Origin of the sequence: Pseudomonas palleroniana (assembly GCF_003031675.1) — a bacterium.
Classification (GTDB): Bacteria; Pseudomonadota; Gammaproteobacteria; order Pseudomonadales; family Pseudomonadaceae; genus Aquipseudomonas; species Aquipseudomonas palleroniana.
Genome location: NZ_PYWX01000070.1, coordinates 1 through 16,829, shown reverse-complemented (window position 1 = coordinate 16,829; position 16,829 = coordinate 1). Strand labels below are relative to the sequence as shown.

General features: G+C 60.3%; 17 protein-coding genes. 6 read left to right on the top strand and 11 right to left on the bottom strand.

Annotation, left to right across the window (positions count from 1 at the left end):
- Positions 1–435: 435 nt before the first annotated feature.
- A complete protein-coding gene (locus tag C9383_RS24155) occupies positions 436–1,200 on the bottom strand; it encodes a sulfite exporter TauE/SafE family protein (RefSeq protein WP_090370487.1) in 765 nt (254 codons plus the stop codon).
- A complete protein-coding gene (locus C9383_RS24150; RefSeq protein WP_090370489.1) occupies positions 1,185–1,847 on the bottom strand; it encodes an FMN-binding negative transcriptional regulator in 663 nt (220 codons plus the stop codon). Before C9383_RS24150 ends, C9383_RS24155 begins: the two co-directional genes overlap by 16 nt.
- Here C9383_RS24150 and pdxR point away from each other — a divergent pair.
- Positions 1,846–3,447 carry a MocR-like pyridoxine biosynthesis transcription factor PdxR gene (gene pdxR, locus C9383_RS24145; protein WP_235863253.1) on the top strand — a complete coding sequence of 534 codons (1,602 nt, stop codon included), beginning with the start codon at positions 1,846–1,848 and terminating at the stop codon, positions 3,445–3,447. The two genes, C9383_RS24150 and pdxR, sit on opposite strands and share 2 nt — an antisense overlap.
- Positions 3,448–3,796: 349 nt before the next feature.
- The gene (locus C9383_RS24140) at positions 3,797–5,353 is read left to right on the top strand and encodes a methyl-accepting chemotaxis protein (protein ID WP_412047359.1); all 1,557 of its coding nucleotides are present in this window, start codon (positions 3,797–3,799) and stop codon (positions 5,351–5,353) included.
- Between the two features lie 67 nt (positions 5,354–5,420).
- Here the strand turns inward: C9383_RS24140 and C9383_RS24135 are convergent, their stop codons facing one another.
- Entirely contained in the window at positions 5,421–6,836 is a 1,416-nt protein-coding gene (locus tag C9383_RS24135) for a purine-cytosine permease family protein (RefSeq protein ID WP_090370491.1), read from the bottom strand.
- 255 nt (positions 6,837–7,091) lie between these two features.
- Between C9383_RS24135 and C9383_RS24130 the strand changes: the two genes are divergently transcribed.
- Positions 7,092–8,003 carry a LysR substrate-binding domain-containing protein gene (locus tag C9383_RS24130; protein ID WP_090370493.1) on the top strand — a complete coding sequence of 304 codons (912 nt, stop codon included), beginning with the start codon at positions 7,092–7,094 and terminating at the stop codon, positions 8,001–8,003.
- 48 nt (positions 8,004–8,051) lie between these two features.
- Here the strand turns inward: C9383_RS24130 and C9383_RS24125 are convergent, their stop codons facing one another.
- The 7 genes from C9383_RS24125 to C9383_RS24095 all read right to left on the bottom strand — a co-directional run bounded on the left by C9383_RS24125 (position 8,052) and on the right by C9383_RS24095 (position 13,421).
- Positions 8,052–8,432: a hypothetical protein gene (locus tag C9383_RS24125; protein WP_090370494.1), complete on the bottom strand. Its 381-nt coding sequence runs from the start codon at positions 8,430–8,432 to the stop codon at positions 8,052–8,054.
- Between the two features lie 54 nt (positions 8,433–8,486).
- On the bottom strand, positions 8,487–8,870 hold the full coding sequence (locus C9383_RS24120; RefSeq protein WP_143038207.1) for a hypothetical protein: 384 nt from the start codon (positions 8,868–8,870) through the stop codon (positions 8,487–8,489).
- Positions 8,871–9,111: 241 nt separating this feature from the next.
- Positions 9,112–10,257, bottom strand: a complete 1,146-nt coding sequence (gene argE / locus C9383_RS24115; protein ID WP_090370498.1) for an acetylornithine deacetylase — start codon at positions 10,255–10,257, stop codon at positions 9,112–9,114.
- Entirely contained in the window at positions 10,254–10,931 is a 678-nt protein-coding gene (locus C9383_RS24110) for a DUF1028 domain-containing protein (protein WP_060752513.1), read from the bottom strand. Before C9383_RS24110 ends, argE begins: the two co-directional genes overlap by 4 nt.
- 11 nt (positions 10,932–10,942) lie before the next feature.
- A complete protein-coding gene (locus tag C9383_RS24105; protein ID WP_060752514.1) occupies positions 10,943–11,353 on the bottom strand; it encodes a RidA family protein in 411 nt (136 codons plus the stop codon).
- Positions 11,354–11,378: 25 nt separating this feature from the next.
- On the bottom strand, positions 11,379–12,710 hold the full coding sequence (locus tag C9383_RS24100; protein WP_413037836.1) for a flavin-containing monooxygenase: 1,332 nt from the start codon (positions 12,708–12,710) through the stop codon (positions 11,379–11,381).
- Positions 12,711–12,818: 108 nt separating this feature from the next.
- A complete protein-coding gene (locus tag C9383_RS24095; protein WP_090370502.1) occupies positions 12,819–13,421 on the bottom strand; it encodes a LuxR C-terminal-related transcriptional regulator in 603 nt (200 codons plus the stop codon).
- A gap of 111 nt (positions 13,422–13,532) precedes the next feature.
- On the opposite strand from C9383_RS24095, the gene C9383_RS24090 reads away from it, so the two are divergent.
- Positions 13,533–15,146, top strand: coding sequence for an ATP-binding response regulator (locus C9383_RS24090; protein WP_090370504.1), 1,614 nt, complete (start codon positions 13,533–13,535; stop codon positions 15,144–15,146).
- Here C9383_RS24090 and C9383_RS24085 read toward each other — a convergent pair.
- Positions 15,139–15,471 (bottom strand): hypothetical protein, encoded by a 333-nt coding sequence (locus C9383_RS24085; RefSeq protein ID WP_060752518.1) that lies wholly within the window; start codon positions 15,469–15,471, stop codon positions 15,139–15,141. The genes C9383_RS24090 and C9383_RS24085 overlap by 8 nt on opposite strands.
- A 178-nt stretch (positions 15,472–15,649) precedes the next feature.
- Here C9383_RS24085 and C9383_RS24080 point away from each other — a divergent pair, with 178 nt between their 5' ends.
- Positions 15,650–16,120 carry a GNAT family N-acetyltransferase gene (locus C9383_RS24080; protein ID WP_090370506.1) on the top strand — a complete coding sequence of 157 codons (471 nt, stop codon included), beginning with the start codon at positions 15,650–15,652 and terminating at the stop codon, positions 16,118–16,120.
- Between the two features lie 136 nt (positions 16,121–16,256).
- A complete protein-coding gene (locus C9383_RS24075) occupies positions 16,257–16,586 on the top strand; it encodes a DHCW motif cupin fold protein (RefSeq protein WP_090370508.1) in 330 nt (109 codons plus the stop codon).
- Positions 16,587–16,829: the final 243 nt, after the last annotated feature.

The following is a 16,829-nucleotide window of genomic DNA, read 5'->3' as shown; positions in this document are numbered from 1 at the left end:
AGTTTTACTGCCGCGTAGTCCGAATTCGGCTCAGCCAAAATGCAGGCAAGCCAGTTCACACAAGTGCTGTGTGATGCCTTCCTCAGAGTGTTCCGGATCTGCAATCAACAGCGTCTCCGAGGCACTCGATGAGGCTTAAGCGACGGCACGCAATATGCCGGTGACATTACGCCGCCGCTCAATCCTAACTTCGTCATTCGAAGCAGCTCGATTAAATTGTTCGGAGCGCCGTCTGAGTATCTGCGTCCAGTTCAGATGCTCGGTTACTACCCTGACGAAGTCCTCAAGCGTTAATTTTAGCCCGATGAAGCACGCCTAGCCGAGCAGAGCATCGTAGTGTCACAGGCCATTTGAACGGCCTCTAACTGCTAACATCCCGTTGGCAGCCAGTCGGGTAATGGCCGTAATGTTAGGCCTCATAGTGGTGAGGCATTTTCAGACGATATAGCCACTTATGCCGTCCCACAGAAGTTTCACTGCGGTGACTACGAGCAGGCAGTAGCAGCCAAGGTACATCTGGCGTTGATCCAGCTTGGTGTGCAATCGCCAGCCCAGCCATACACCACTTGGAACTGCTAACAGGCAGATGACCATCAGGCTTAGCACGTTACCGGTGGGCCTGGCTAACAGCAGCCAAGGCACTGCCTTGAGCAGATTGCCTACGGTAAAGAACATGCTAGTGGTGCCGGCATAGGTTTTCTTGCTTAGACCGAGTGGCAACAGGTACATCGCTAATGGTGGCCCACCAGAATGCGCGACCATAGTCGTGATCCCAGAGGTGACGCCTGCGGACACCGCCTTGAGCGATGAGCGCTGGCCGACCCTGATTTCCCCGCCGGTCTTGAACCAGAGGCCGACAAAAATTAGGGTAATCGCTGCCATCACTAAGGCGACTGCGCGGTGATCAATGACGCGAAAGAGTAGATAGCCAACACCGATGCCGAAGATCAGACCTGGTAACAACAGCATCAAGTCGGGTTTAGACCAAGTGGATGGCTTCCAGTAACGCAAGCCGAACAGGTCCATCGCGATAAACAACGGCGCTAGCAGACCGCCGGCTGTGAGCGGATCCATCACCAGCGACAGCAGCGGAATGCCGACAATGGAGAATCCTCCACCGAAGGCACCTTTCATAAAGCAGATCAAAAAAACTCCGGCGAAGGTCACCAGAATCGTGGTGGTGGTCAACTCAAGGTCCACGGTGCTACCCCCTGATCCGGCTGCTCAAGGTTGGCCAGCATTATCGAAGAAAGCTCAACGTGCCCGCGCTCGCGCAAGTGCGCGATCACAGACAAGCGATCGGCGTGCGATTTGTTTTGATTGAGCTTGCGCTTGCATTCGACGCACTGCATTTCGATCTCGATACCGACGACTCTCGACACCATCTCGTCCAGGTACTCACGCGGCGCATCGCCCATCTTCCAGGGCTTGATCTCCTTGGACTCCTGGTGGCGAGTCAGCAGGGCCAGGGTGCGGCGCAGGAGCTTTTCTTCCGACATCACGCGCATGACGCCATGCACATGCACCACCTCATAGTTCCATGTGGGAACCTGGCGATGCGTTTCGTGCTTGGACGCATACCAGTTGGGCGTGATGTAGCCTTCTGCACCCCTGAAGATCACCATGACAGGCGTTCCGCCGGTGCAACGTTGCCACACAGGATTGGCGCGGGCCACATGAGCGGTCAGCAGCCCGTATGTTCCTTGGCCGGTATTGAGTTCAAAGGGAATGTGGTCCGCATCCATGCCGGATTCACCCTCAGTCACGAGGATGCCCAGCGGATTGTCGCGGATAATTCGGTGTAACTGTTCCGGGCGGTGCTCTGCGAAGTGTTCGGGAATGTACATGGGGATTTCACTACGATTGTTGGGAGTCCATAATGTCGACCACGACCTGCATCATCGAAAGTGCCAGTTTCGAGGTTTTTCCATGGGCCAGTTTTCAGCCAATCCGGATGCATTTTCTCGCGGCGCACAACGTCGGATCTATGCCAGGCTACGGGCGCAGATAGAAGACGGCACGCTTGCCGCCGGCACGAGGCTCATGTCGACGCGGGCAATCGCGGCCGAACTCGGCGTGTCGCGAACCACGGTAACGGCGGCTTATGAGCAACTGGCGGCCGAAGGCTTTGTATTAACATCAGTGGGCAAAGCCGCCACGGTAGCGAGCATAATCAGCACTCAATCCGGGTATGCCCAAGGGGATTCGGCGCAGCAAAAGGAACTGCCGCCAGTGCTTTCCCTTTACGGGAAACGTGTGGCCGTCATGACGCCGTACAACATGGCGTCACCACAAGCTCGCATCGATTTCAGGTACGGCTCGGTCGCTTCCAGGGATTTTCCGGCGCTGGGTTGGCAGCGCGCCTACCGTTCCGAACTAGTCAAGCATCAACCGAGCCTCGCTTACGGCCACCCCGAAGGGGAAGAGCGCTTGCGCAATGCGCTGCAAGGTTATCTGCGACGGGCACGCGGTCTGGCGTGTGATGCGGATCAAATACTCGTAGTGCATGGCTCGCAGCAAGGACTTGACCTGTGCGCCCGGCTTTTGCTGAACCCGCAAGATACATTTGCCTTCGAAGAGCCTGGCTACCGAATGGCCAGATATTGCTTTGAGGCCACGGGCGCGACGGCGTTGCCCATCCCCGTCGATGCCTCTGGACTGGATACCAGAGCTCTGCCGGAAGGTGATCACGTGCGTCTGGCCTTTGTGACTCCGTCGCACCAGTTTCCCATGGGGGCGGTGCTTCCTGTTGCACGTCGCCTCGAACTGCTGAGTTGGGCGAGGCGACATCGCGCGTGGATCATTGAGGACGATTACGGCGGCGAGTTTCGCTATGGCCAGCGGCCCATCGACGCACTGCAATCCATGGACGCAGATGCTCGCGTCATTTATGTCGGAACGTTCTCCAAGGCACTCTCACCGCAACTCAGGTTGGGTTATCTGGTTCTTCCACGCGAGTTGGTTCACGTTTTTCGTGAAGCAAAACGGCTGACCGATCGACACTCACCACGCTGGGAGCAAAACGTGCTCGCCTCGTTGATCGAAAGTGGAACCTATGAGCGTCACGTTCGCCGCCTGCGGCGGGAGAATGAACTGCGGCGAAGGGCATTACTGGAGGCTTTTGAACAACATCTGGCGGAATATGGGCAACTGGTCGGCATGGCGGCGGGCTTGCATGGCGTATTAACGCTACCCGCGCTTCGCGCTCAGGATGAGCCAAAGTTGCAGGCGATAGCGCTCGACCGCGGGGTTGGCGTATATCCGCTTTCGCCGCTGTTTGCCGAACCCACGTCGGTAGAATACGAGCGACCGGCAGGGCTCATTTTGGGCTATGCCGGCCTGACAACGCAGCAGATTCATGAAGGGATCGGCATTCTTGGTACAGTGGTTCGTGAGGTTGAAGAGCTTGGGGCACGGTCCGGATCAGTAGATGACTACGTCATCTAAGGTGCGGCTCGAACATGAGCAAATTTACCAGGTAGAGATAAGGCGAGTTAGAGAAACTGGTTCTGCGCGGAAGGGCCGCTTCTGGCCGATAGCCGCCTAAGTCTTTCACCGCTTTTCAACTGCCATTATTTCCCCCTTGCCCAGCCTCTCGGGCAAAAAATCTATCGCTAAGCAACGGTTTGTACAAGCTCGTTACCCGACCACCGACCCCCCTCAAACTTTCCCCCCCCAAGTCGATACAGTATTGAACGCCTCCACCCCCCCCCTCGAAAAACAGGTATCCCGCATGCGCCTCAGAAATCTCAACGTAGCCCCACGCGCTGCGCTTTTTTTCGCGTTAATCATCGCGCTGGTCTTTGTGCAGGGCGTATTTGCAGTCATGCAGATGGGCAAGCTGAAGGATTCCGAAAAGGACGTCGAACTCAACTGGATGGCCAGCGTCCGACAAACGGCGTTGATGAACAGCACGGTCCTGCGTTTGAGGCTTGAAACGCAGCGGGGTCTGGCTGACCCCACGTCCATTCAAAAAACTCTTGAAGCCTTCCCGGGTTACCGCAAGGCGTTCACCGAAGCCGTGGCGAATTACGAGCCTCTGGTTGGGGGCGATAAAGAGCGCTCGTTATACACGGCGGTGAAAACCAGCGCCGAGGCGTACATCCGTCAACTGGATCTGCTCGAGCCGTTGATGCGCCAGGGTGACCTGGAGGGCGCGGTCGGCCTGGTGAGGAGTGGTATTCGGCCCCTGACTGATGCGATGGAGACGCAGATCAATGCGTTGACCACCTTCAACAATGATGGCGCAGCGGAGGCGGGGTTGTATTCCACCAGTGTCTATAACAACGGGTTTTGGCTGATCGTGGGGCTGATTGCCGGGGTTATCGTGCTGACGGTGGGGTTGGCGCTGTTGCTGACCCGAAGCATTACCTCGCCGATCAATGATGCCTTGACGGTCGCGGAGCGTATCGCCGGCAGTGATCTGTCCAAGGAGGTTTTGGTCAGCGGCACGGATGAGGCCGGGCGTTTGTTGAAGGCGCTTGCGCAGATGCAGGCGAACCTGCGCAGTACCATCATGCAGATTTCCGATTCGTCTACTCAGTTGGCCTCGGCGTCTGAGGAGATGACGGCGGTCACGGAAGAGTCGAGCCGGGGCCTGGTGGCGCAGAATGATGAGGTCAATCAGGCGGCCACGGCGGTCACCGAAATGAGCGCGGCCGTGGATGAGGTCGCTCGCAACGCGGAGTCGGCTTCAGAGGAGTCCAAGCGTACCCAGGGCTATACCGAGGTCGGCCTGGCACGCGTGGCGCAGACGCTGCAATCGATCCAGAAGCTCAACGGTAACGTTGAAAACACCAGCGAACAGATTCAGGGGTTGTCGGATCGTGCGCAGAGCATCACCAAAGTGGTGGATGTGATTCGGGCGATTGCCGAGCAGACCAACCTGTTGGCGTTGAACGCCGCGATCGAGGCGGCACGCGCCGGTGAGCAAGGTCGTGGTTTTGCGGTGGTGGCTGACGAAGTCAGGGCATTGGCCCATCGCACCCAGGTGTCGACCCAGGAAATCGAGCAAATGATCGCCGGCATCCAGAGTGAATCGGACCTGGCAGTGAAGGCGATGAACACGAGCCGGGACCTGGCGACTGAATCACTGGGTGTGGCGCAAGAGGCCAGTACTTCGCTGGATCAGATTTCCACGGCGATTGTGCAGATCAACGAACGTAACCTGCTGATCGCGACAGCCTCCGAAGAGCAGTCGCATGTTGCGCGTGAAGTTGACCGCAATCTGGTCAGTATTCGCGAGTTGGCCACCCAGAGTGCCGCGGGGGCCAGCCAGACCGCGAGTGCCTGCGGTGAAATGTCAAAACTGGCGATCAACCTGAATCAGTTGGTCAATCGCTTTGTAGTGTGACGCGGTTTTTTTGAATGAGGTGTAAGCAGGCTTGGCGGCAGGTGACCTCTCGCCAAGCCTGCGCACGTCAGATCCCGCCGACCAACTTGCCCCCCTCCATGCGGCGCTTGTACGCGCTGTCCCGGCTCGCCAACCAGAAGTACAGCGGCGACGTCACCAGCAGCCCCACCACCCAGGACAGGTCCGCGCCATTGATGTGCTCGGAAATCGGGCCCACGTACAACGGTGTGTTCATGAACGGAATCTGCACCACGATGCCTACCGCATAGGCCAGCAGCGCCTGTGGGTTGTACTTGCCGTAGATGCCGCCGTCCACGCGGAAGATCGAGGCAATGTCGTACTTGCCCTTGTGGATCGCATAGAAGTCGATCAGGTTGATCGCCGTCCACGGCACCAGCACCACCAGCAATACCAGCACCATGTCGACGAAGTGGCCGATGAAGTCTTTGGAGGCGAACACGGCGGCAATCGAACATGCGGCCAGCACCAGCACCGAGATCACCGCGCGGCTTTTGGCGGTCGGTATCCAGCGGTAAGCGAAGGTCTGCACCAGGGTGATGATCGACAGCACCGCGCCGTACAGGTTGAGGGCGTTGTGGCTGATGACGCTGAGCAGGAACAGCACCAGCATCAATGGGCCGATGGCGCCGGTGGCGAGCTTGACGGCGTCCATGGTGTCCATGCCCACCGGGGTGGCGAGCACGGCCACGGCGCCGAAAATGAAGGCCAGGCTGGAGCCCAGTGCAGAGCCCAGGTAGGTGGTCCAGAAGGTCGACGCCACCGGTACGTCGGCCGGCAGGTAGCGGGAGTAGTCCGACACATAGGGGGCAAAGGCGATCTGCCAAAGCGCCGCCAGCGACACGGTCGCCAGCCAGCCGGACAGGTTGAATTCACCACGGGTCAGAAAGTCTGCGGTCTGCACATGGGTGAAGATGTAGCCGAAGCCCAGCACGATGCCGGCGCCGAGTACCCAGGTGCCGATGCGGTTGAGCACGTGGATGAAGCGGTAGCCGATAATGCCGATCACGCCGGAGCCAATCGCGCCGATCACGATGCCCACCGGCACCGGTACGCTGTCGACCACGCCGTGCAGGGACTTGCCCGCCAGCACGATGTTGGAGGCGAAGAAGCCGACGTACATGACGCCGGCAATCACCACCACCAGCAATGCGCCGAGCGAACCGAACTGGGTGCGGCTCTGGATCATTTGCGGGATGCCCATCTGCGGGCCCTGGGCCGAATGCAAGGCCATCAACACGCCGCCGACCAGGTGGCCGACGAGGATGGCGACAATGCCCCACAGCAGGTTCAGGTGAAACAGTTGTACGCCGAGCGCACCCGTGACGATCGGCAACGGCGCGATGTTGCCGCCGAACCACAGGGTGAACAGGTCTCTTACCTTTCCGTGGCGATCTTCCGGGGGCACGTATCCAATCGTGTGTTTTTCGATAAGCGGGGCGGAGGATGTTGCAGTGGTGACCATGACGAGCTCCAAGGCAAGGTGAGTACGTTGACGTACTTCGCTGTGCGCCGCACGGAGAGGCGCTTTCTTTGTTGTTGGAGGGATCATCTGCAATGGGCGCAGGGAGGTAAATTAGTAAGTTTGTTGCTATAGACCTTAAAAAATATAGCTCGCGGCGGATTCTGCTCCGGTATGTTGCATGCACTTGAATCCTCGTAAAAAAGCCGATTTTCACGCACTTGTTTGGGGCGAAATCCCACGTTTCTGGAGGTTCTGATGGCTGCTTACAATCTGCGCCAGCTCAGATATTTTGTAACCACGGCCGAATGCGGCAGCGTCGCCGAGGCCTCGCGCAAGCTGTATATCGCGCAACCGTCGGTGTCCACCGCCATCAAGCAGTTGGAAGACAGCTTTGGCGTGCAGCTGTTTATCCGCCATCACGCGCAGGGGGTGTCGCTCACACCCAGCGGAGCGCGGTTTTATCGCAAGGCGCTGGAGCTGTTGCGGGTGGCCCATGAGTTCGAGCAGAACGCCCTGGCGGACAATGACGTAGTGGCGGGGCAGATCGATATCGGCTGCTTTGAGACCGTGGCGCCGTTGTACCTGCCGCGCTTGATCGCAGGCTTCAAGGCGCGTTGGCCGGGGGTGGAAATCCTCATTCGCGACGGCGAACAACAAGAGCTGGTGCAGGCGTTGACGGCGGGCAGTATCGATATGGCGATGCTGTTCGAGCATGACCTGGGCGGCACCATCGAGACGACGCCATTGATGCCGCCGCAACAGCCGTATGCCTTGCTGCCGGCCGATCACCGCTTTGCGCAGCAGGCCAAGGTGTCATTGGCGGACCTGGTGCTGGAGCCGATGATTTTGCTCGATGTGCTGCCGAGTCGGACCTACTTCGTGAGCATCTTTGAAGAACGTGGGCTGACGCCGAATATCGTGTTCAGCTCACCATCGATCGAGATGGTGCGGGGCATGGTGGGCAGGGGGTTCGGCTTTTCGATCCTGGTGACCAAGCCGTATTCCGAGTATGCCTATGACGGGCAGAAGGTGGTGTGTGTGCCGTTGGCCGAGACGGTCACCGGGTCGGGCCTGTCGGCGGTATGGCTGCGGCGGGCGCCGTTGACCAAGCCGGTGCAGTTGTTTGTTGATTACTGCCGCGAGGAACTGGCGCGGCTGCTTGGCTGACAGGATCGTTCTCGCGCCAGGCGCGGGAACGATTAACAGCGCTGGCCGTTATTCAGGCGCGTAGTTCCTGATGCATTCCACGCGCATCCAGTCTTCAAACAACTGGTTGGTTTTGTTCACGCTTTCCAGATAGTGGGGGCTATAGGTGCCATCGGCTTGGTCAGGGTGGAAGCTGAAGGTGAAGGTCTCTGATTCAATTGCCCCATCGCCATAATCCAGTTTGCTCGACTCCGGCTGCCCGATGGTCACTTGGGTGCCGTGGCGCCTGGCGGCTTCAGAGAGCAGATCGATGACCCTCGCGAAGTCTTCTTTTCTTACGGTGATGCGGTTGGATTCTTTGTCCGGCGTATTGGGTTCGGGGCGCATGCGCAATGCCTCCGGTGCCGCTTGAAGGGTGTTTGAATAAAGGGAGGATTGAATATTGTTCATATTGATACTCATGGGTTACTTGGGGTGGGTTAAAACTTTCAGATAACTAATGTGTTACTCGACAGGGGCGTAGTTCGTAATTCCCGCACTTCTCATTCTGCCTTCAAACATGAGTGTTGCCCTTTCGGTTTTGTCCAAGTAGTCGGGGCTGAAAGTGCCGTCCGCCCGGTCCGGTATGAAACTGAATTTGACCGTATGGTAAGTGCCGTGCCCGCCGCCAAAGTCATTCACGGTCGCTTGATTGAATTCCAGTTTGACTTTGACCCGATTCCAGCTGACGGCATCGTAGAAAAAGTCCATGACATCAGCCAGGTCTTCTTGTTTTATGGTGAACTGAGGACTAGTTGGTTTAGCCTGCGCTTCACTTGAGCGCACAGCACGCACTTGGGTATCTGGATCCAACTGTGGGGCTGAAAGCGAAGATGAAATACTACTCATGATAAGTACCTGTAAGTTGATCAGGGTATAACCCGTCAAGTTTGACTGCCTTCATGGGTGGTCTTTAAGTTCCTTCGGTTCCAGGCGATAACTCACCAAATGTGGCGGAACATTTCATCTTTGCAGGAGGATAAGTTTTTACAGCGAAAGCGCCGGACAGCCACAAAGTAGTAGGCAACATCCGGCGCCAGGCCTGTTCGAATGTGTCAGGCCGGGAAGGGCGGTGAGGGCTGTGTCCGGCTCAGGCGCGAATCGAGTCCAGCATCCGTTGCAGCATGGCGTCGCAGCCCGCCAGTTGTTCCAGGCTCACGAATTCATCGGGCTTATGCCCCTGCTCCATGCTCCCAGGCCCGCATACCACGGTGGGTATGCCCATGGCATCAAACAACCCGCCTTCGGTACCAAACGCCACGGTGCCGAAGGCCCGAGAACCGCAAAACGCGGCAATCAACTCCGCCGCCTGGCTGCGCTCATCGGTGACCAACCCCGGATAAGCCGACAGCGCGGTAAACCGGATGTCACTCTGCGCGCTCACCGCCTGCATGCGTGGCAGCACCTGTTGCCTGGCATAGGCTTGCAGGGCTTGTGCGACCTCGGCCGGATCCTGGGAGGGCAGTGCGCGAACCTCAAAGTCAAACCGGCAGTCGGCCGGTACGATATTCAGCGCCTTGCCGCCGCTGATCACACCGGCCTGCACGGTGCTGAAGGGCGGATCAAACCTTGGGTCTTGTTGCTCGCGCAGGCGTTGCCCGATGCGTCCCAGTTCGCCAATCAGGTCGGCGGCATGTTCGATGGCATTCACGCCGTAGGGCGCATACGCCGAATGGCAGGCTTCGCCGTGCACATCACAGCGCATGGCCAGCTTGCCCTTGTGGCCGAGCACCGGTTTCAGTTCCGTCGGTTCGCCGATGATGCACAACATCGGTTTGACCGGCCGCTGTTCCAGCACTGCCAGCAGCGAGCGCACGCCCAGGCAACCGACCTCTTCGTCATACGACAGGGCAATGTGCACCGGCCTGCGCAGCGTCGCCTTGACCAGCGCCGGAACCAGCGCCAGCACGCAAGCGATATAGCCCTTCATGTCGGCCGTGCCCCGGCCAAACAGCTTGCCGTCGCGCTCGGTCAGCGCAAACGCCGGCACGCTCCAGGGTTGGCCATCCACCGGCACAACGTCGGTATGCCCCGACAGCACAATACCCGGCAGTTCCACCGGGCCGATGCTGGCGAACAGGTTGGCCTTGCTGTGTTCGTCGTTGTAGATCAACTCACAGGCCACGCCAAAACCGGCCAGGTAATCACGTACGTACTCGATCAACTGCAGGTTGGATTCGCGGCTGGTGGTGTCGAACCCCACCAGCGTTTGCAGCAATGCGCGGCTGTGGCTCATCGGTCATCTCCGGCCACGCCGTAGCCGGGTGAGCGATCAGGGGCGAGCGCACGGTCGATGTAGTCCTGCACCTGCGGGCGGTACGCGTCCCAGAGTTTTTGCAGCTCAACGATGGGCGCTTCATCGGCCCAGTCCACGCGCAGGTTGATGATCGGCCAGGTCAGCTCACCCACCACCACCAGCGCAGCGGAATGCACCGGGCCGGCTTCGCCACCGGCGGCGATGGCCGCGTGCATTGCCGCCAGCAACCGGTCCGCCAATTGGCCTTCGCTCTGTTCAAAGGCCATGACCATCGCCTCGATCACACCGCGATCGGCGAGCATATTGCCCGCCGCCACACACTGTTCGCCTGACACGGCATTGTGCGTGCCGAGGGTTTCGCTGCCGCTGAAATGTACGCTGCGCCCCAGGTGATCAATCGCCGTCAGTTGCCGGTACTGGCTGTAGCCGTTGCTCGTCAGGGCCTTGTCGAGGGCGTCGGCCGGTGCGAGGCCCTGTTCCAGCAGGTCGAGTACATCTGGGCCGAGCGCCGGCAGGGTGATGTTCTGGGTCGACACCGCGCCGACACCGGGCCGCAGCCACGGGCAACGGGCGCCTACGGCGATGCTTGAGGAACTGATGGCGATCCCCAGCTGGCCGGTGTCCGCGCAGCGGGCAACGATGGAAAAGGTCATGGGTTGCCTCCTTACTCTGGGATAACCGCGATCACGTCAATTTCCATCAACCACTGTGGCTGACCCAGGGCCGACACCACCAACCCGGTGGAAATCGGGAATACTCCTTTGAGCCACTTGCCGACTTCCTGGTACACCGGTTCGCGGTAGCGCGGATCGATCAGGTAGGTGGTGGTCTTGACGATATGCGACAGGTCGGAGCCCGCTTCCTCGAGCAACTGCTTGACGTTACGCATGGCTTGCTCGGCCTGGGCACGTGGGTCGCCGAGGCCGATCAGGTTGCCTTCGAAATCCGTGCCCACCTGGCCGCGCACATACACGGTGTTGCCGGCGCGCACGGCCTGGCACAGGTCGTTGTCCAGGCTCTGGTTGGGGTAGGTTTGCTTGGTGTTGAACATGCGGATGCGAGTGTGAGTAGGCATCAAAAAGACTCCGGCAAAAAAGTGATCAGGCGCTGACAGGGGACGGGCGAGCCACCGGGGCGGCTTCGCGGTATTCAAGGTATTGGCGCTGGATGGCGATGTGGTCGGCCACGTATTTGGCGTCGTGCCACACCCCCCAGATGAACGACGAACCCCGACGCGATTGCCACGGCAAACCGAGGAAGTAGATGCCCGATTCGCTGGCCACACCGCGCTGGTGTTGCGGCTTGCCGGCGGCGTCGAACGCGTCGACTTTCAACCAGCTGTAGTCCACGGCAAACCCGGTGGCCCAGATGATCGAGGTGATGCCGGCCTTGGCCAGGTCCAGTTCCAGGATCGGCTGCTGGATGCACTCGGCGTCGGGGAACACGCGGCGGGCTTCGGGCTCCTCCGGCAGGTCGAGGCCGTTGCGCTCGATGTAGGCGTCTGCCGCATCCAACAGGGCCAGGTAGTTCTCATCACCACGTGCCAGGTTTTCCACCAGGTTGGCCTGGAAGCGGGCGACGTTGCCGGCGAAGGACTGGGTCAGGCCGACCAGGGTCATGCCTTGCTGGGCCAGTTCGCGAAAGTCGATGGTCTTGCCGCCGTGGGCGCCGCTGACGGCAATGGTCACGTGCTCGCGGCCGGGTTTCATCGCCGCCTGGTCCCACTCGCCCAACACGCCCAGCCACCAGCAGAAATCACGCTTGCGGTAGGCACGCGGCGGGCGGTCGTGAGCGCCGACCGACAGGTACACCTGGCGCCCGGAGCGTTGCAGTTCATCGGCGATCTGCACGCCGGACGAACCGGCCCCCACCACCAGCACGGCGCCTGCCGGCAGTTGCGCAGGGTTGCGGTAGTCGGCGGAATGGATCTGATGCAGCTCGGTGTCCTTGGGCGCAATCGCCGGAATCACCGGCTTCTGGAACGGCCCGGTCGCCGCCACCACACGGTTGGCTTCGATCACCCCTTCGCTGGTGTGCACGGTGAAACCGGGGCGGCCCACATTACGCACCACAGAAAGCACATCGACACCGGTGCGTATCGGCGCATTGAACTTGCGGGCATAGGCTTCGAAGTAGGCGGCGACGCGTTCCTTCGGGGCGAAGCCGTCGGCGGCCACGTCATCAAATTCCAGCCCGGGAAAACGGTCATGCCAAGCCGGCCCGTTGGCCACCAACGAGTCCCAACGGCCGGTGCGCCAGCGCTCGGCAATGCGGCTGCGCTCCAGCACCAGATGCGGCACGCCTTGCTTGCTCAGGTGCTCGCTCATGGCGACGCCGGCTTGACCGGCTCCCACCACCAGCGTGTCTATTGTTGTTATTGCTTGAGTCATGTGTCTGTCCTTGCGTAATGCAGTTGGATTCAGCTTGGGCATGACTTCAAGGCTAGGGGGAGGGCGGTTTTTAATAAAATATTATTAAGCTGGGAATTGAGCATAAATATCGGATGCAGCCGGTGGGCGCGGCTGTGCATCGTCAAGCGCCTAGAACTCCCCCGAATACTTCACCGCTGCGGCCGCACGCGACGGCACATCCAGTGCGCGCAGCAGCGACGACACATGAATGCGCACGGTAAACGGCGAGATAGCCAGGGCTTTGGCGATTTCCTTGTTGGTCTTGCCCTGGGCGATCAGGCGCAGCACTTCCTGCTGGCGCGGGGTGAGGGTGTGGGTGTCCAGCGGCAGCAGGCCGGAGGGGGCGAACTTGACGAGCACTTCGCCTTCGCGGATCGCCAGCAACGCCTGGCCGATTTCATCCGGGGCAATGTTCTTGCCGATAAAACCGTCGACGCCCAGCGCCATGACCTGTTCGATCAACTCACGGTCATCCACCATCGACACCACCACCAGGGTGGTGCGGCGCAGTTGCTGGCGCAGCTTGGCCAGTTGGCTCATGCAGGTCAGGCCGGGGAAGCGCAGGTCGAGGATCAACGTATCGACCTCGCCGGGATCCAGCAGCAAGGCTTGCACCGCGTCCAGGTCGCCGGCTTCCTGGATCACGGCGCCGGGCAGCAGCCGTTGTACCGTGCGCGCCATGCCTTCGCGAAACATCGGGTGGTCGTCGGCAATGATGATCCGGCCTGTCATGGTGGGCTCCTTCCTGGGGCACGACGTTGCTGAGGCATGTTACTTTACCACCGGGCGGGATGCCCGCTCAGTCCCCTTGATACGCTGAACGTGACGACAAGGACGTAGTGCATGAGTCATGAGACCAACTCCGAACTCGACCAGGCCAACCTGCGAATTGTGGTTGCCAGCATCGCTATCGTGTACATCGGCGCGCTGGGCTTCCTGCCCGGGCAGTCGGTGGACACCTACCTGCCGGTCATTCTCTACATCCTTGTGTTCCTGCTGGCATCCATCGCCTTGCGCCAGGTCATCGTGCGCTGGCCCGGGCATTACCCGGCGCGGCGAATCTTCGGCATGGTGCATGACTACACCGGCACCTCGTTCGGCATGGTGGTGGGAGGCGAGGCGGCGCTGCCGCTGTATGCGGTGATGGTGTGGGTCAACCTGGGCAATGGCATGCGCTATGGCTCGCGCTATCTGGCGATCGCCACGGCATTGGCGTTGCTGGCGCTGCTGATCGTGTATCGGCTTACGCCGGTGTGGCAGGCACAGCCCTTCATGGTGCTGATGCTGATGATCACCAGCACCGTGATCCCGGTGTATGCGCATATCCTGCTCGAGCGCACGCGCAAGGCGTCTGAACAGGCCATCGCCGCCAACCTGGAAAAATCCCGCTTCCTCGCCCAGGCCAGTCACGACTTGCGCCAGCCGATCCACTCCATCGGCCTGTTCACCGCGTGCCTGCGTGAAGCGCGCCTGGGCGATGAAGAGCGGCGGCTGGTGGATAACATCGACCGTTCGCTGCTCAACGTCTCGCAATTGTTCCGTTCGATTCTCGACCTCTACACCCTCGACAACGGCCGCCTGCTGCCCAAGTACCAGCCGGTGAACCTGGGCGATTTTCTGACCGACCTGGTGCGCCAGAATGCCGAGGCCGCGCGTTGGGCCGGCGTGGAACTGCGCTTGCGGCCGTGTGCTCACTGGGTATTGGTAGACCCTGCGCTGTTGGCCACGATGGTGCAGAACGTGCTGTCCAACTGCTTCAAATACGGCGCGCATCGGCCAGTGCTGATCGGCGTGCGCATTCGTCAAGGTGGCTTGGCGGTGGAGATTCATGATCGGGGCCGGGGGATTGCCGAGGAGCATCTGTCCAAGGTCTTCGAGGAGTTTTACCGGGTGCGCCACCGCCGGGATAAAGACGTCGAAGGCGTGGGCCTGGGGCTGTCCATCGTCAAGCGCCTGGGGCAACTGATGGGCGTGCAGGTGAACCTGCGTTCGCGGGTGGGCCATGGCACCTCCGTGAGCCTGTACGGCCTGACCCTGGCGACCGCACCGCAGACCCCGGCACCCCGTGATGATGCGCGACAGGTCGGTCTGCTGACCGGTTTGAAAGTGTGCCTGGTGGAAGATGACCAGAACGTGCTGCTCGCGACCCAGGCGCTGCTGGAGCGCTGGGGCTGCGAGGTACAGGCCGAACTGTCAGGGCGCGACCTGGTCAGCGATTGCGACATCATCGTCGCCGACTACGACCTGGGCAATCATGCCACCGGTATCGAGTGCATCGACGCCTTGCGGGCGCAACGCGGCTGGGCGGTCCCGGCGCTGATCCTCACCGGGCACGATGTGGAGAAAATCCAGGCCGCGTTGCACGACCGCCAGATCGCGATTCTGTCCAAGCCGGTACGCCCCGCGGAACTGCGCGGCGCCCTGCGTGACCTCAGCCAGCAGGCGGTGATCAGTTGAACGGCACCAAGCCATTGCCGCGAGCCCCTTTGGGCTGGCAGTAAGCGGCCGGCTTCATCATGCCGAAGCTGGCCACGGCGAACATGCCGCCGCTGGCACCGCTGGGCACGGAGCAGTTGTAATCACCGCTGGCGGTGCTGGCGATGTAATAGGTCGTCATGGAGTCATTGCGCACATTGGAGATACGCTTGACCGGCTCACCCAGGTTGGTTTCCGACAGCGTCTTGAGATGGTCTTCGGTGGGCTTGATATTGCTGCAACCGGCCACACCGATAATCAAAGTACCGAGCAGGGCGAGGCGGGTCAGGGGAGCGTGGAGTTTCATGATGGATCTTCCTTGGGGTTGTTATGGCTTTTCCAACGCGCAACGAGCCCTCGCGCCCTGGAGGCACGGTGTTGGCGGAGCGTTGGAAGTGCCGGGGAATATAGCGCCGGGGACCGGCAGGGTCGATTAGCACAAATGGGCTAGTGGCAATTTGAAGTCATGGAAGGAGGCAGTACGGTTGGATATAAGACGAGCCACGCCAGACGATGCTGACCGCGCGTTTGAGATTCGCCGCGAGGCCATTCGCGGTCAATGCATCGGTGCCTACAGCGCTGAGCAAATGGCGCTCTGGACCCGAGGTTGCGCAAGCGACGGTTACAACGCCCTGATGGAAAAACTGTTTTACCTGGGGTGGGTGAACGGTCAGCCTGTCGCCACCGGCATGCTCGACCTTGCCAACAATGAAGTCGGCGCGTTGTTTGTACTGCCGGCCTTCACCGGCCGCGGGTACGGCAAGGCAATGCTCGATCATCTGGAAAGCGTGGCGCGGGCATTGGCGATTGAAGAAGTGGTGCTGGACGCCACGCTGAACGCGGCAAGCTTCTACCGTGCCTGCGGATATGTGGGTGAGGAGCAGGCGGTCTATCACTCGCCGTCGGGGCTGACGCTGGCGTGTGTGCCGATGGTGAAGCGGCTGGCTGCGGTTTGAATCCTGCAGAACCCCCGCACTTGCTTGCCTGACAAGCGAAGGCACCTGTATCCCGCAAACCCGTCGGATCTGTGTCTATCGCCAACGGCCTTGGCCCGGTAGTTTCATGCCACGCTAACTGACGACCGAGTGTCCCATGGATCTTACCGCTGTCCCGTTTGGCACCACGGATTGGGCCACCCTCGAACCCACAACCCATCCTGGCGTTACCGGCAATGCCTTATGGCGTACTTGCCATTTCGGCACCACCCGCGTGCGTCTGGTGGAGTACACGCCCGGTTACCTGGCGGATCATTGGTGCTGGAGAGGGCATGTGCTGTTGTGCCTTGAAGGCGAGTTGCACACGGAGCTGGAAGATGGCCGCCGGTTCATTCTGACGGCCGGGATGAGTTATCAGGTGGGCAATGACATGGAGGGCCATCGCTCCTCGACGGCCATCGGCGCGAAACTCTTCATCGTCGACTGATCTGTAGTGAGCGGGCTCGCCCCGCGCTGGGCTGCGAAGCGGCCCTAACCCAGGCACCTCGGTTTCACTGAAAATACTGTGGCGTTCTTATTGGGGCGGCTGCGCCACCCAGCGCGCGGCAAGCCCTAATGCCAGTCAGTTAAGCGATAAAGCGGGTGATGAATAAATTGTGGGAGGGGCGGTGCGACGATTCGACTTGCTCCCGATAGGCCGCGCAGCGGCCTCAAAAATGGGCCTGCTACG

What these genes read in the sequence shown, in the direction of transcription:
- C9383_RS24150 (WP_090370489.1), bottom strand. Translation starts at nt 1,847, where the DNA reads ATGTACATTCCCGAACACTTCGCAGAGCACCGCCCGGAACAGTTACAC.
- C9383_RS24085 (WP_060752518.1), bottom strand. Translation starts at nt 15,471, where the DNA reads ATGAAACTCCACGCTCCCCTGACCCGCCTCGCCCTGCTCGGTACTTTG.
- C9383_RS24130 (WP_090370493.1), top strand. Translation starts at nt 7,092, where the DNA reads ATGGCTGCTTACAATCTGCGCCAGCTCAGATATTTTGTAACCACGGCC.
- C9383_RS24105 (WP_060752514.1), bottom strand. Translation starts at nt 11,353, where the DNA reads ATGCCTACTCACACTCGCATCCGCATGTTCAACACCAAGCAAACCTAC.
- C9383_RS24100 (WP_413037836.1), bottom strand. Translation starts at nt 12,710, where the DNA reads ATGCCCAAGCTGAATCCAACTGCATTACGCAAGGACAGACACATGACT.
- argE (WP_090370498.1), bottom strand. Translation starts at nt 10,257, where the DNA reads ATGAGCCACAGCCGCGCATTGCTGCAAACGCTGGTGGGGTTCGACACC.
- pdxR (WP_235863253.1), top strand. Translation starts at nt 1,846, where the DNA reads ATGGGGATTTCACTACGATTGTTGGGAGTCCATAATGTCGACCACGAC.
- C9383_RS24090 (WP_090370504.1), top strand. Translation starts at nt 13,533, where the DNA reads ATGAGTCATGAGACCAACTCCGAACTCGACCAGGCCAACCTGCGAATT.
- C9383_RS24120 (WP_143038207.1), bottom strand. Translation starts at nt 8,870, where the DNA reads ATGAGTAGTATTTCATCTTCGCTTTCAGCCCCACAGTTGGATCCAGAT.
- C9383_RS24110 (WP_060752513.1), bottom strand. Translation starts at nt 10,931, where the DNA reads ATGACCTTTTCCATCGTTGCCCGCTGCGCGGACACCGGCCAGCTGGGG.
- C9383_RS24125 (WP_090370494.1), bottom strand. Translation starts at nt 8,432, where the DNA reads ATGAACAATATTCAATCCTCCCTTTATTCAAACACCCTTCAAGCGGCA.
- C9383_RS24075 (WP_090370508.1), top strand. Translation starts at nt 16,257, where the DNA reads ATGGATCTTACCGCTGTCCCGTTTGGCACCACGGATTGGGCCACCCTC.
- C9383_RS24095 (WP_090370502.1), bottom strand. Translation starts at nt 13,421, where the DNA reads ATGACAGGCCGGATCATCATTGCCGACGACCACCCGATGTTTCGCGAA.
- C9383_RS24135 (WP_090370491.1), bottom strand. Translation starts at nt 6,836, where the DNA reads ATGGTCACCACTGCAACATCCTCCGCCCCGCTTATCGAAAAACACACG.